General features: G+C 66.8%; 12 protein-coding genes. 5 read left to right on the top strand and 7 right to left on the bottom strand.

Annotated features, from left to right (window positions below; genetic code table 11):
- Window positions 1-70 precede the first annotated feature (70 nt).
- Window positions 71-454 (top strand): DUF427 domain-containing protein, encoded by a 384-nt coding sequence (locus tag ACQ86G_RS25065; protein ID WP_431257837.1) that lies wholly within the window; start codon window positions 71-73, stop codon window positions 452-454.
- Window positions 455-483: 29 nt separating this feature from the next.
- On the opposite strand, the gene ACQ86G_RS25060 is transcribed toward ACQ86G_RS25065, so the two are convergent.
- The 3 genes from ACQ86G_RS25060 to ACQ86G_RS25050 are packed head-to-tail and all read right to left on the bottom strand — an operon-like array spanning window position 484 to window position 2,609.
- Window positions 484-1,575 (bottom strand): DMP19 family protein, encoded by a 1,092-nt coding sequence (locus ACQ86G_RS25060; protein WP_431257836.1) that lies wholly within the window; start codon window positions 1,573-1,575, stop codon window positions 484-486.
- Between the two features lie 50 nt (window positions 1,576-1,625).
- Window positions 1,626-2,027, bottom strand: a complete 402-nt coding sequence (locus tag ACQ86G_RS25055) for a nuclear transport factor 2 family protein (RefSeq protein WP_431257835.1) — start codon at window positions 2,025-2,027, stop codon at window positions 1,626-1,628.
- Window positions 2,028-2,609, bottom strand: coding sequence for a histidine phosphatase family protein (locus tag ACQ86G_RS25050; RefSeq protein ID WP_431257834.1), 582 nt, complete (start codon window positions 2,607-2,609; stop codon window positions 2,028-2,030). It lies immediately after the preceding gene.
- Window positions 2,610-2,775: 166 nt separating this feature from the next.
- Between ACQ86G_RS25050 and ACQ86G_RS25045 the strand changes: the two genes are divergently transcribed.
- From ACQ86G_RS25045 to ACQ86G_RS25035, 3 genes are all read left to right on the top strand, one after another.
- On the top strand, window positions 2,776-3,852 hold the full coding sequence (locus ACQ86G_RS25045) for a hypothetical protein (protein WP_431257833.1): 1,077 nt from the start codon (window positions 2,776-2,778) through the stop codon (window positions 3,850-3,852).
- A gap of 63 nt (window positions 3,853-3,915) precedes the next feature.
- Window positions 3,916-4,533 (top strand): hypothetical protein, encoded by a 618-nt coding sequence (locus ACQ86G_RS25040; protein ID WP_431257832.1) that lies wholly within the window; start codon window positions 3,916-3,918, stop codon window positions 4,531-4,533.
- A 111-nt stretch (window positions 4,534-4,644) separates the two neighbouring features.
- Window positions 4,645-5,016, top strand: a complete 372-nt coding sequence (locus tag ACQ86G_RS25035; RefSeq protein WP_431257831.1) for a YciI family protein — start codon at window positions 4,645-4,647, stop codon at window positions 5,014-5,016.
- Here ACQ86G_RS25035 and ACQ86G_RS25030 read toward each other — a convergent pair.
- Together ACQ86G_RS25030 and ACQ86G_RS25025 are read right to left on the bottom strand one after the other, a co-directional pair.
- Entirely contained in the window at window positions 5,001-5,546 is a 546-nt protein-coding gene (locus ACQ86G_RS25030; RefSeq protein WP_431257830.1) for a hypothetical protein, read from the bottom strand. The genes ACQ86G_RS25035 and ACQ86G_RS25030 overlap by 16 nt on opposite strands.
- Before the next feature lie 59 nt (window positions 5,547-5,605).
- On the bottom strand, window positions 5,606-5,974 hold the full coding sequence (locus ACQ86G_RS25025; protein WP_431257829.1) for a glyoxalase superfamily protein: 369 nt from the start codon (window positions 5,972-5,974) through the stop codon (window positions 5,606-5,608).
- Window positions 5,975-6,117: 143 nt separating this feature from the next.
- Here ACQ86G_RS25025 and ACQ86G_RS25020 point away from each other — a divergent pair, with 143 nt between their 5' ends.
- A complete protein-coding gene (locus ACQ86G_RS25020; RefSeq protein WP_431257828.1) occupies window positions 6,118-6,627 on the top strand; it encodes an HD domain-containing protein in 510 nt (169 codons plus the stop codon).
- A gap of 89 nt (window positions 6,628-6,716) precedes the next feature.
- Here ACQ86G_RS25020 and ACQ86G_RS25015 read toward each other — a convergent pair whose 3' ends face one another.
- A complete protein-coding gene (locus tag ACQ86G_RS25015) occupies window positions 6,717-7,607 on the bottom strand; it encodes an NAD(P)H-binding protein (protein ID WP_431257827.1) in 891 nt (296 codons plus the stop codon).
- A 187-nt stretch (window positions 7,608-7,794) separates the two neighbouring features.
- Window positions 7,795-11,478 (bottom strand): RICIN domain-containing protein, encoded by a 3,684-nt coding sequence (locus tag ACQ86G_RS25010; protein WP_431257826.1) that lies wholly within the window; start codon window positions 11,476-11,478, stop codon window positions 7,795-7,797.
- Window positions 11,479-11,853: the final 375 nt, after the last annotated feature.

The following is an 11,853-nucleotide window of genomic DNA, read 5'->3' as shown; positions in this document are numbered from 1 at the left end:
GGGCGCGCCGGGCGAGGCATGCCGATTGCTCTCAGACGTTTTCCTCAGCCACTTTCATGAAGGTCCCGTCATGAGCAAGTCCCCTGGCCATCGGCAGCATCCCGAGCACCATGTGAAGGAGTCCCGCGTCGCCGAACGCATGACCGTCGTGTTCGCCGGTCAGACGCTGGCGGATTCACGCGACGTGGTACGTGTCGACGAGGACGGCCATCCGCCGCGGTTCTACTTCCCGCGCGGAGATGTCCGGCAGGACCGGCTGAAACGCACGGAGACCTCGACCGAATGCCCGTTCAAGGGCACGGCGAGCTACTTCGATGTCGACGTCGGCGACCAGAGCGCCAACGATGCGGTGTGGTCCTACGAGACGCCCTACGACGAGCACGCGGGACTCAAGGAACGCATGGCGTTCGATGAATCGAAGTCGGAGGAACTGGTGGTGCGCAGCCTGCCGTGAGCCGACGGCCCCCCGGCCGAGCGTGTCGATCACTCGCGGAACTGCTCGATGCGCTGCTTCAGGTACTCGACGCGCAAGGCCGGGAACCTCGCTGCCAATGCCATGAACGGATCGTCGAATGCGTTGAGCGGGGAGTCCCTGTACGACGCCGAAAAGGCCTGCAAGGAACCGTCCGCCTTGAAAGGGGCCAGGCGCGGGCTGTCCTGATCCGCGACCTGCCACGCCTGCTCGAACATGACGGCGGCTTCGTTCGCACCCAAGGCCTGCAACGCCGCTGGCACTTGCCGCAGGTACTGTCCGGGAATGTTCCAGAAGAACTGATGGAAGCCACCGTTGGCGACCTCGGCTTCGAGGATGAATGAGAGGTGGAAGATCTGGAAGCCGCGTGGCAGGGCGGCCAACGACTCCGGTTCGCCGATCTGACTGAAGGCCCGACCGTTGATGTAGGCCATCACCGCAGCATCGAGTCGCTCGTCGGGGATCAAACGCCATGCGTCGTCGTTCAACGACGTCACGCGCGGGCGACTGGCCGCTTCTTCCCGTGCATGCCGCTCGATCTCCCGCATGCCCTCGCGCAACTCGGGTGGCAGCGCAGCCAGTGCCTCTGCCATGAGGCGCTCGGCTTCTTCGGGGGGCAACGGCGTGTGAGGCGCCATGGGCATGTCGAAGTCGGACTGACCGAGCAGCAGCCGCCAATAGTCGAGCGGTTCCGGGCCGAGCAGGTCCTCGAGCGATTGCAGGACCTGCACGCGCTCCGTCTCCGTCAACGGACTCCTTTCGAGGGCGACCGGGTACTCCCGACCTTTCGTGAATGGCCGGACCGTTTCGACGGCTGCGAGGAAGACCTGCCACGACGGGGCCACGGGCGTCGCATTCCAGACGCCGTCGCCATGCGGGGCGGACAGGACGGGAAAGCCCGGGCCAGATCGATCGACGAATATCGGGTCGCCGCACAGGGAATCCTGGGCGACCACCAGCCATTGAGGGTTCCAGTCGGAGCCGGAATAGCCGATCTGCATCTCGGCCATCTTGTCGAGGGGGATGAAGCAGATGCCGCCGTAGCCGTACGACAGGTCGGGTGGAGGCGTGTCGATTCCAGGAATGGGCGAGGCGGAACTCATGGAGCGGGGTGGGGTGTTTGGATCGGGCGGCAGACTATCACCGCGCGCGGTCATCTCGTCGACGAATCGCCGCCTTCCTTGGGCGCGAGGGCCGTCGCCTCTGACCACACGGCCATCCAGCCGGACTCACGGCGCTCGTAGACGTCCATGTGCCAGCAGTCGACGACCTTGCCCGACGGGAAGCTCAGCCGTGCGCGATAGCGGATGACCGCCAGATGCTGCGATGCGCGGACCTGCATGTCGCTGTGGTCCCAACCGGAGTAGAAGGGGGCTTCCGCGAGCAGCGCGAGGTACTCGTCGCGTTGGAAGCGCCGTCCCGCGGGCGTGATGAGCTCATAGTCCGGCGCGTGCAGCGACTCGATGAGCGCCATGTCGCGCTCGACGAGGGCGCGCGTGCGGCGGATCTCGAGCGCGGGGAAGAAGTCGTCGGGGTCGAGGGCGGATGGCTGCATTCAGACGATCCAGGGAGACTCGAGCGGGGTCCAGTCCAGGAGCAACTTCCTGGAGTCCGTTTCGAAGACGAAGTAGTGCCCTTGCCGGGTCTGGTCCTCGGTCCTTGTGATGGCGATACCTTTCAGGAAACACTTCAGCAGGGTGCCCACGGCGCCATGCGACACGATGGCGATATCGACGTCCGGCGAAGCGCGCAGGATCTGCTCGATCGTGGCGACGATCCGCGCCTGCGCTGCCGTCGCCGTCTCCCAGCCGCGATACGAGCGGTCAGGATGGGCAAAGAACTCGTCGGCCGCGGCCTCGAACTGCGCCTTGGGCAGGTAGCCGGTGGCCGTGCGATCGTTCTCTCCCAGGCTTGCCATCCGGGCCGGCTGCTGGCCGAGCCGCGCAGCGAGCAGGTTTGCCGCCTCGACCGCCTTCAGCTCTTCGCTGCTGATCACCCGCTTCACGTTGGCCAGGAAAGGATGCGCCGAGAACGCGCTCATGCGCTCCCGCCCCTGGTCGGACAGGCCCCAACGGTGCACAGGCACATCGGGGTCGATGGTCACTTCGGGGTGGGTGATGAAGTAGCAGTGGCTCATTGGCATCCTGGCTTGTTTTTTTCGAGGATATCAAGCAGCTCTCAAGGGACGCGCCGGTACGTTGCAGATCAGGAGCCAGCGCTATGCTTTCGACCCACGGTAGCCCTTGAGGGAGGACAGGTTGAATGCAACGAAGAGACGCCAGCGGGAACCTCTGGATCCGGGGATGGGCTACGAGATCCGTGGCGGCCGTTTCGAGGGGCGATCGTTGGTCGTGGGAGGGGGCGAGGTGTTCGACCGCATCGATGGCGGTGCGGAGTTCCAGGACTGCGAACTGAAAATCGTCCCTACGCCTCGGCAGCGCATGAACTTCGAGGCGCAGTTCTCCGATTGCGATGTACGTGCCACCAAGCCGTTGAGCGACGGCCGGTTTGACGACACCCGTTTCGAGCGGTGTCGTTTCAAGGGCCAGTACAAGGGGTGTGAGTTCGGCCCAAAGTTTTCCGGCAGCAAGGGGAGCGTCCGGGATTGCGACTTCTCCGAAGCGCGGCTGATCCTGAGCCAGTTCTTCGACTGTTCCATCGACTCGCAGACTTGGCCAGACTGGCCGCACATCCATCTGATCTTTTCAGAAGACCTATCCTGGACTGAGAAGCTGCAAGACGGGGATCTACCGCATGTCTTGTCGATCTTGCTTCGTCTTCCACGTTCGACGGAGGTCACGCAGCGATCCGTTGTGTCGATCCACCTGCCTTCGATAGGCGTGGATCCGGAGGCTGCGTGGCCGCTGCTGCAAGACATTCCAGAGATCTGGTTCCCGTCCAAGGCGAACAAGCCTCGACAAACCGCCGGTCTCGTCACCGAGGCGATGACTGTTGCCCGGGCCAATGCCGAGCGGCGGGAGGTCTCGGTGCGGCGGTTGGCGATCTTCCATGCCTTGCATCGCGCATGGATCAGGTCGGTCCACCGTCTCTCCTTCGATCTGATCGAGCTGGTCGTCGACTGCTCGTTTCTCAAGGACAGGGTGTCCGACGCGCCCGGAGTCCTCCGTGTGCGGTTGCTCGAAGGGACCGTGCACCTGCGCTCCAGCGACGACGTCCGGGAAGTCGACGGGGCGCTTGATCGATTCATGGTGATGGGCGCAGCGGAGGAGGACAACCTCGTCGTGTTGAAGCCGCATCGCAAGGAGCGAGGTCAGATCCTTCTGTCTTTTCGTTCCAGCGCGCTTGTCGATGAACAGGGCCATCCCATGGAGGAGACGGCATTTCTGGATGTCGTGCGCCGGTATTACGGATATGACTGAGTCGGCCATTGCGGCATCGAGCCTGGACGCACGTCCGATCAAAACAACTGCGTTGCTGAGCCGATGATGCTTCCCAGTCACTACACCTGCACGAGTTGCGGCGAGAACTTTGAGTTCGCGACCCGAGAGGCGCGCTATCACTTCAATCGCGGCGGGGATCCTCTTGGCAGCCAAATCTCCGGCGCCAAGGTGTTCCATGCCCCGCTGCGACCCGGTTGGTGCAAGGACTGCGCCACGATATGCACCGTCGAGGACATTGCCACGATACGAGCGTTCGAGGACGCTTACGGCGCGGTGAAAGCTGGCCGAGCGGTGGAGTACCCCGCCGAAACCGAGAACCTGACTCGTGAGATGGCGATGGACGAGGTCGGCGCCTTCCTCCGGTGGCGCCTGGAGCGGCGGCACGCCCCCAGGGCGCTCTGCTGCGGCGGATCGAACTATCAACTCCTGGACGTCCCGCAACCTCTTCTCAAGCATGCCGGGTGCGATTTCGGCGTGATTGAACCTCGGTATTTCATGAGCGGGCCATACAACGGTCCCGGGCCGGGTGCCTACGGTCCGGCCAACTTTCCCCTCCTCAGCGAAGAAGGGGACCTGATCGGCCTCTTGACATGGTTTGATCAAGAGACAGGCCTTTGGAAAGTGACAGCCGCCGAGTATCCGGTTCACGATCAGGACTGATCCGGCCAATCGAGACAAGCGGGCGAAATCGTTGCGCATCGCTGCTCGCCCTGTCGATTCCCGATCCTCGCGTTCGTCGTCAGAGCATCACCACCTTCCAAAGGACCTCTCGTGAAATACCTCGGCCTCGCCTACTTCACCCCTGAAAAGTTCGCCGAGATGGCGCCGGACGACGTCAAGGCGCTGGTGAGCCAATGCCCGCCGCTGGACGAGCAGATGCGCGCCACCGGCAAGGTGCTGGTGTCCGCGTCGCTCGGCGATCTGGACCAGTGGAAGACGCTGCGCCCGCAAGGCGGCAGGACGCATGTGACCGACGGCCCGTACACCGAGTCGAAGGAAGTCGTCGGCGGACTGTTCATCATCGAGGCGGACAGCCCTGAAGAGGCCCAGCGCATCGCGTCCATGCATCCGGCCGCCACGCTGGGCGAAGCGGGTGGGTGGGCCGTGGAACTGATTCCGATGGACTTCTATCTGAGCCGCTGAGTCAGCGATTCCCCGCCACGATGCTCGACCCCTTGAGAGGTGCATCTACCGACGCTGCGCTTCTTCAAGGTTGGGGGAATCGACTCTGCGGCGTTGCCGTCTAGAAACTTGGCGATGCGCTCTTTGACCTCTGGCGGGGATCCGTGCACGCCCATGTCGGCGAGTTGCAAATCGTCTTCCAACGTGCCGGCCGCATAGTAGGACTCAAGCGCAAGATCGTTGTTGAACAGGGCGTGTCTGGCGGCCCGGATGACGTCTGACGGTTCTCGACCGGCGCGCAGCTGCGAGTGCAAGGTCCTGCAGAACCAGCGCTCTGCAAGCTCGAAGTCCCGATCGCCTTCGACGCCATTCAGCGCTGCGATGATGTCCCGAGTATCGCGACTCCAGGACACCTCGACGATGTCGCCCGTGGGCTGCGGATCGGCCGCAATGATCGCATCGGCCCATTGGCGTACGAACGATGCGGGCAAGGTGTCCGTCTCGATGGCCAGCCGAAGGTACTCGGCGGCTGTTGCCAGCGTGTCATTCATGTCTCGAGACCCTTTGAACGGTCACTCCATGGAAGCCGTCGGTATCCCGACGTCCAGCATCATGTGCTGATCGCATTGGTGAACGTCAACCGGTTCCCGAACGGATCCGTCACCGAGACATCTCTGGAGCCCCAGGGCGTCTCCTCCAGCCCGGGCCGGGCGTAGCCGTACTGGCGGGCGCTCAGCTCGGCGTGGAAGCTGTCGATGTCGTCGGTCTCGATGCGCATCGCCGCGCCCGGGCAGGCATCGCCGTGATGTTCCGACAGGTGGAGCACGCACCCGTCCCGGGAGACCTGCAGGTAGAGCGGCAGGCCCGGCTCGAAGCGGTGATCCCAGTCGACCTGGAAGCCCAGGAACTTCACGTAGAACTCCAGCGCCTTGGCTTCGTCGAAGATGCGCAGGATCGGGGTGGTCTTGGCGAATTTCATGGACGCGATCATCTTCGGGCCGGCCCACAGTGCCAATCACGCGTAAGGGGGACGGTGTCGGAGGCGAATCCCGCCGGCGGCCCGCAGCACGTCCTGTGCCCTTGCGCGGAACGTGCCTGGCCTCGTCGCGGATACTCGACGTCATGACGATCTCCACCCCACATCAAGCGCGAGCCTTCGCCGTGGCTGCGCACGGCGAGCAGACGTACGGGGTGCATCCCTACGTGCACCACCTGGACGCCGTGGCCGCGATCGCCGCGCCTTTCGGCGAGGCGGCGGTCGTTACCGCCTACCTGCACGACACGGTCGAGGACACGCCGGCGACGCTGGCGGAGATCACCGATCTGTTCGGGCCGGAGATCGCCGCCTGCGTGGCGCTGCTCACCGATGAGCCCGGCGCCAATCGCAAGGAGCGCAAGGCGAAGACCTACGCGAAGCTGGCCCTGGTCACCGGACCGCAGGAACTCGCGTTGATCGTGAAAGCGGCGGATCGACTGGCCAACGTGAGAGCCTCCGTGGCGGACCGCAACGAGCGCATGCTCGACGTGTATCGTGGCGAGCATCCGACGTTCCGGGCGGCCGCCTATCGGCCGGGGCTCTGCGATCCGCTGTGGACGGAGCTGGACGCGCTGCTGGAAAGCGACGCCAGGTAGTCGTTCCCGCCGGTTCGCGTCGGGATCGGGCCGGGCGGTCAGGCCCCGCCATCGGCGAGGCCTGAGGTCTGGAACGTCGTGAGCGACGATCAGCGGGCGAGCAGCGAGGCCCGGTGATCGCGCAGGAACGCCTCGACGGTGGTGGGCCGGGCGCCGGTCAGGCGCTCGAGATCCTCGCTGACGCGCGCCATCGCGCCCCGGCCGAGCCCTTCGTCGATGGCCGCCAGCATCTGAGCCATCGGAGGCGGCAGGCCGCAGGCGGCCAGATGGGCCGCCACGTCCTGCCGGCTGGCATCGACCGCAACGATGTCGGTCCCCAGCGTGTCGTTGAGCTGCCGCACCAACCCCGCCGCTGACACGGCCTGACCCCCGGTGATGTCGAGTGTCCGTCGACCGTCGAAGCCGTCGCGCAGGGCGGCCGCATCAGCCGACGCGCAATCGGCGCGGGCCACGTAGGCGACGCCGGCCCGCGTGTTCGAGCTCAGCAGCCGCCCGCTGGCGATGGCGGGCGGGAGCGTCGTCAGCAGCATCTCCATGTAGAACGCGTGGCGGAGGATCGAGTGCCCGACCGGACCCTGCGTCAGCTCCGCCTCGGTGCTGGCGTGGTCCGCCGCCAGGGCTTGCAGGGGTGTCGAATCGGCGTCGAGGAACGAGGTGTAGGCGATGTGGCGGACACCCGCCTGCAGGGCGGCCCGGATCGCCTGCGTGTGCTGGCGGACCCGCCGGGGACCTGCGTTGGCGGCAGCCGTGCTGATCAGCAGCATCCGCTCGGCATCCGCGAAGGCGGCAGGCAATGCGTCCGGTTCGTCGAAGTCGGCGCGACGCAGTGTGAGTCCGCGTCGGATCAGCGTGGCTAGACGTTCGGGGCTGCGGCTGGTGCCGACGACAGGCACCGTCGCGCCGGCGTCGATCAGTTGTTCGGCAACGAGCCGACCCAGGTGTCCACCGACACCGGTCACAAGCAAGTGGGATGTGTGCATGACAAGGTCTTTCCTGATGGCCTCGTGACGAGGCCGTGCGCAGTCGTCCGCGGCGCCGCATCAAGGCGCCGGGAACAGCGTGTGAGGAACGCCGCACGCGGGAAGGATCCTCGCCTTCCGCGGCGCCTCGAGATCAGGAAAGGACAGATGTCACGCGGGTGATGTTACCCGCGCGGGAGGCGTCCCCTCACTCCCGCCACATCCTCCCCGCCCAGTCCGAGAAGGTCTTCAGGCGCTGCGCCTCCGCGCCGTGGTTGCGCGCCGAGATCACGCTCCAGGTGATGTACTGCTCGCCGGTCCAGTCGACCCATCCGCCCACGAGGTGCGGCTGGCCCTTGCTGGTCAGCGGCAGCGGCGTGCGCTTCGCGTCGAGGCAGAAGCGGAAGCCCGACCTGATCTCCGGCTCGCTGCCGAACAGCGCGTTCGGGTCGCAGCGGCGCCATTGCTCGTAGGTCGTGTTGGCGTACATCGCGTTGTAGAGCGAGATCGAGCTGTTGATGAACTGCAGGTGCAGCCCCGGCGTCACGTCGTCCAGCAGGCGGAAGCGCGACTTCTCCCAGCTCTCCGGACCGCGGTCGACCACCTCGCCCACGCCCAGCTTGTGGATGGCCAGCGACGCGCGGCTGCGATGCCCCTCGTTGCGGAACAGGTCCGTCGGATAGGCCGGATCCGGCTTGCTGAAGGACAGGTTGGTGTTGGCCAGCTGCGCGAGCTTGGTCCGCACCTGGAAGTAGCGCGCCAGGTGCGAGGCGGACACCTGCGATGGCGCCTTCGCCGTCATCAGGTCGTCCACGACCGCCGTCGTGAAGCCCATGTGGTACGGCCAGTCCATCGGACCTTCCGACGCGCCGGACCAGCCCGGGTTCACCGTCATCTGCAGCTGGTACCACTGGTTGGTGCGGTAGTACGAGGTCAGCCGCGGCTCCCACGAGAAGTAGAACTCGCGCTTGCCCTGCGGCGTCTTCTCGTCGACGTACAGCATGTGCGGCGCCATGTAGAACACGCTGGGCCAGCTGAAGGGCCAACCGCGTTTCTCGCCTTCGCCCACCCACTTGCCGCTCGAATCCTTCTTGCCGCGGAACCACGAGGCCTGGCCCTCGAGTCCGTATTCCTGCGCCAGTTCCCACTGCTTGACGCCCATCCAGTGGATCATCCCGAACATGGCGCGCTCGATGAACGCCTCCTTGCTGTAGCCGGCCTTGGCGCTCGGGTACAGCGCGCTCGCCGCCGACTGCGTCGAGGGCGACAGCAGCGCCTGCAGCTTGCGGCCGCCGATCTCGGCGCCGTAGGGCTGCGACGGATTCGACGACACGCGGCTGCCGCGTCCGCCGCCGACGAAGTCCAGGATGCGCATGCCCGGATCGGTCAGCCAGTACTGCGCGCGTTCGCGCTGGTCCGGCGTCAGATGGCTCCAGTCGCCGTACACGCCGTTCGGATTCTTGTTGGCCGCCAGCCAGTCGGCGATGCGCTTGACCACCTTGATCGGGTTGGAGCCGGTGTCGCCCTGGGTCTCGAACAAGCCCTGACCCTGGCCCGATTCCGGCGTCCAGATGTCCAGCGGATGCGTGATCGGCAGCCACGCGTTCCAGTCGGGCAGCTGCAGCGGGATCGGCATCTCGCGGGTGTTCAGCACCTTCCCCGGGCTCGGATCCATCGCGGCGTCGAGCTCGGCCTGCGTCACCGCCGCCGTGCTGTTGGCCGCCTTGCCGGCGAAGACGTTGACGAAGGACTTCGCGTCCGGCAGCACCGCGTCGAGACCGGCGCCGGCGGCCCACTCGACGACGGGCCGGCTGTCCAGCCCGGGACCGGGCTGGTACGGCGGATTCCACGGCGTGGCCTGCGGCACGTGCGGGACCTGCGTCAGCGCTGCGCGCAGGTAGGCGGAGATCTGCCGGCCCTGCGTCTCGCTCAGGCCGTGGAAACGGGCGCGCTGGACGATCGAGTTGTCCGAGTAGTTGAAGTACTGCAGGTCGCGGCCCGTCGCGGCATGGCAGGACGCGCAGGCGGCGCGCATCTTGGTGTTGACCACCGGTGACTTCAGCAGCAGGCCGGAAGCGTTCCACAACGCCTTGCCCGCGTCCGCATCGGCGGTCCACACACGGCCGGTCTGCTTCTCGGCGGCGATGTCGGCCCAGCGGCGCGGGTTGGTAGCGAGGTTGCGCCCGCTCGCGTCCTGCAGCTGCAGGTCGAGGATGCGGAAGCCGTTGGAGTTGCCGTCGGTGCCGTTGAAGCGGAACTCGATGCGGTTGGTGGCGGGGCTCGCGACCAGGCGCGCCCGCGCGGTGCTGTCCAGCGGCACGCGGAAGCGGATGGTCAGCAGCCCGCCGTTGACGCCGCCGTGCGAGCGTTCGACGTCGTCGAGCTGGACGCCGGTGTCGCTGATCGGGATCCACGCCGCCGCGCTGGTGTTGTTGGCGTTGGCGGCGCCGATCACGCGCAGGCTGCCGGCGATGGCCGTCAGCGGCTTGCTGAGCGCCTCGAACTCCGGCGAGTTGTAGAAGCCGCAGCGGTGGCAGCGCACCACCAGCTGCGTCGCGGTGGCGAGCGAGGCGGCATCGAGCGACAGCTCGGCGCCGACGACGGTCGGTGCATCGGGGGAGCCGGCGCCCAGCACCTCGATCGGCAGCGTCAGCGTCGGCGCGGGGCCGGGGGTCGGCGCGGGACCGGGCGCTGGTGCGGGTCCCGGCGGCGGGGCCGGCGGCGGCGGCGGAGGAGGAGGGGGCGGCGGAGGTGGCGTCGGCGACGGGGCTGGCGCGGGAGGTGGCGTGGGCGACGGCGCGGGGGCAGGCGGTGCCGGCGTCGGTGCCGGGCCTTGCGCGTCCGTCTCCTGCAGGCGCCAGCGCTGGTTGTCGCCGTTGCCGCAATCCCATTGCTGGATGCGGCCACCAACGGCAACGCTGAACTCCTTCACGTCCAGGCATTTGCCGGTGTGCTTGGCGGCGATGTTGAACGCGTCGCCCTTGGCCGTCACGGCGAAGCGCTGGTTCGCGCCGGCGCCGTAGCTCCATTGCTGGATCAGCGCGCCGTTCACGGTCGAGATGTCGCTGACGTCCAGCCCCTTGCCGCTGTTGACGTTGCGGAACGCGTAGCTGCCATCGGCCGCGGCGCTGACCTCGAAGCGCTGGCTGGCTGCGGTGCCGCAGGCCGCCAGCTGCGTCTTCGCGCCGTCCGCCGTGCTCGCGCCTTCGATGTCCAGGCACAGGTTCGACTGGACGCCGCGCACGGTGTACTGGCCCACGGGCAGCAGGCCTCGCGTGGCCGACGCGCGCGGATAGAGGAAGAATTGGTGCACCGCCTCCGCGGTGAGACAGCTGGCCTGCTGGATCTGCACGCCGTTGGCCGCCGACCGGCCCGGGAGCGTCAGGCACTTGCCGCTGGACACGTTGACGACCCGGACCCGGTTGCCGTTGGCGCGCCACAGGCGGAAGCGCTGCGTGTCGGCATCGCTGTTGCCGGCCTGCTGGATCGCCGCGCCGTCGGCGCGCGAGGCGCCGGCCAGCTCCAGCACCTTCGACGTGCCGGCGTTGGTCAGCTTGTAGAAGCCGTTGTTCTGCACGCTCAGGTCGAAGGCCTGGTTGAGGCTGTCGCCGCAGGTCGTCTGCTGGACGCGGCCACCGTCGGCCGCGGCGGGCACCGCCTCGACGCACTTGCCGGTCAGCGCGTTCATCAGCACGTAGCGGCCCGCCGCGATCACCGGCGACGTATCGGGCGCGAGTGCTTCGGCCGTGGCGCGGTCGCTCGCGGCGGCGGGCGTCGCCGATCCTGGCGAGTCGGCGCCGCCGCAGGCGCTCAACAGGACGCTGACGGCCAGCGCGACGGTGGTCGGCGCGGCCTGGATCTTGCCGAAGCTCGGAGGGAAGGGCTGGTGCATGGGCGTGTCTCGCGAATGGTGTTGTCGGCTCGATGACCCGAATCGATCGGATTTTTTCTGCGACGTGAAGGCGGCGCTAAGCGGAAGTCGCAAGAGCTGCAATCAGCGGTAAGCGGGCAGGGCGGCGCTACCTCTGCCGAGTTAGGCGCGCGGTGATCGCGGGTGTGCTCGCGCGTGCCGGTCACGGATTTGTGGTGGGGGACGGTGACCGAAATTTGAAGGAGGGATGACCGCGCGGTGCGGTCGTGGGCTCATTCACAGACGACGGGCTTTTGCGAGGGAGGGGCCATGACACAGATGGAAACAGTCATCGGCTGCTGACTACATTGCGGACCGGAAGACGCAGCCCCTGTTCCGAGGTCGGCACGTCGCCGC

Source organism: Roseateles chitinivorans (genome assembly GCF_050632145.1).
Lineage (GTDB): Bacteria > Pseudomonadota > Gammaproteobacteria > Burkholderiales > Burkholderiaceae_C > Roseateles > Roseateles chitinivorans_B.
The sequence above is the reverse complement of the archived record's forward strand: the minus strand, read 5'-3'. Positions and strand labels throughout refer to the sequence as shown.

Coding starts and splice junctions, on each gene's coding strand:
- ACQ86G_RS25020 (WP_431257828.1), top strand. CDS start 6,118: ATGACGATCTCCACCCCACATCAAGCGCGAGCCTTCGCCGTGGCTGCG.
- ACQ86G_RS25030 (WP_431257830.1), bottom strand. CDS start 5,546: ATGAATGACACGCTGGCAACAGCCGCCGAGTACCTTCGGCTGGCCATC.
- ACQ86G_RS25025 (WP_431257829.1), bottom strand. CDS start 5,974: ATGAAATTCGCCAAGACCACCCCGATCCTGCGCATCTTCGACGAAGCC.
- ACQ86G_RS25010 (WP_431257826.1), bottom strand. CDS start 11,478: ATGCACCAGCCCTTCCCTCCGAGCTTCGGCAAGATCCAGGCCGCGCCG.
- ACQ86G_RS25015 (WP_431257827.1), bottom strand. CDS start 7,607: ATGCACACATCCCACTTGCTTGTGACCGGTGTCGGTGGACACCTGGGT.
- ACQ86G_RS25065 (WP_431257837.1), top strand. CDS start 71: ATGAGCAAGTCCCCTGGCCATCGGCAGCATCCCGAGCACCATGTGAAG.
- ACQ86G_RS25045 (WP_431257833.1), top strand. CDS start 2,776: ATGGGCTACGAGATCCGTGGCGGCCGTTTCGAGGGGCGATCGTTGGTC.
- ACQ86G_RS25055 (WP_431257835.1), bottom strand. CDS start 2,027: ATGCAGCCATCCGCCCTCGACCCCGACGACTTCTTCCCCGCGCTCGAG.
- ACQ86G_RS25060 (WP_431257836.1), bottom strand. CDS start 1,575: ATGAGTTCCGCCTCGCCCATTCCTGGAATCGACACGCCTCCACCCGAC.
- ACQ86G_RS25050 (WP_431257834.1), bottom strand. CDS start 2,609: ATGAGCCACTGCTACTTCATCACCCACCCCGAAGTGACCATCGACCCC.
- ACQ86G_RS25040 (WP_431257832.1), top strand. CDS start 3,916: ATGATGCTTCCCAGTCACTACACCTGCACGAGTTGCGGCGAGAACTTT.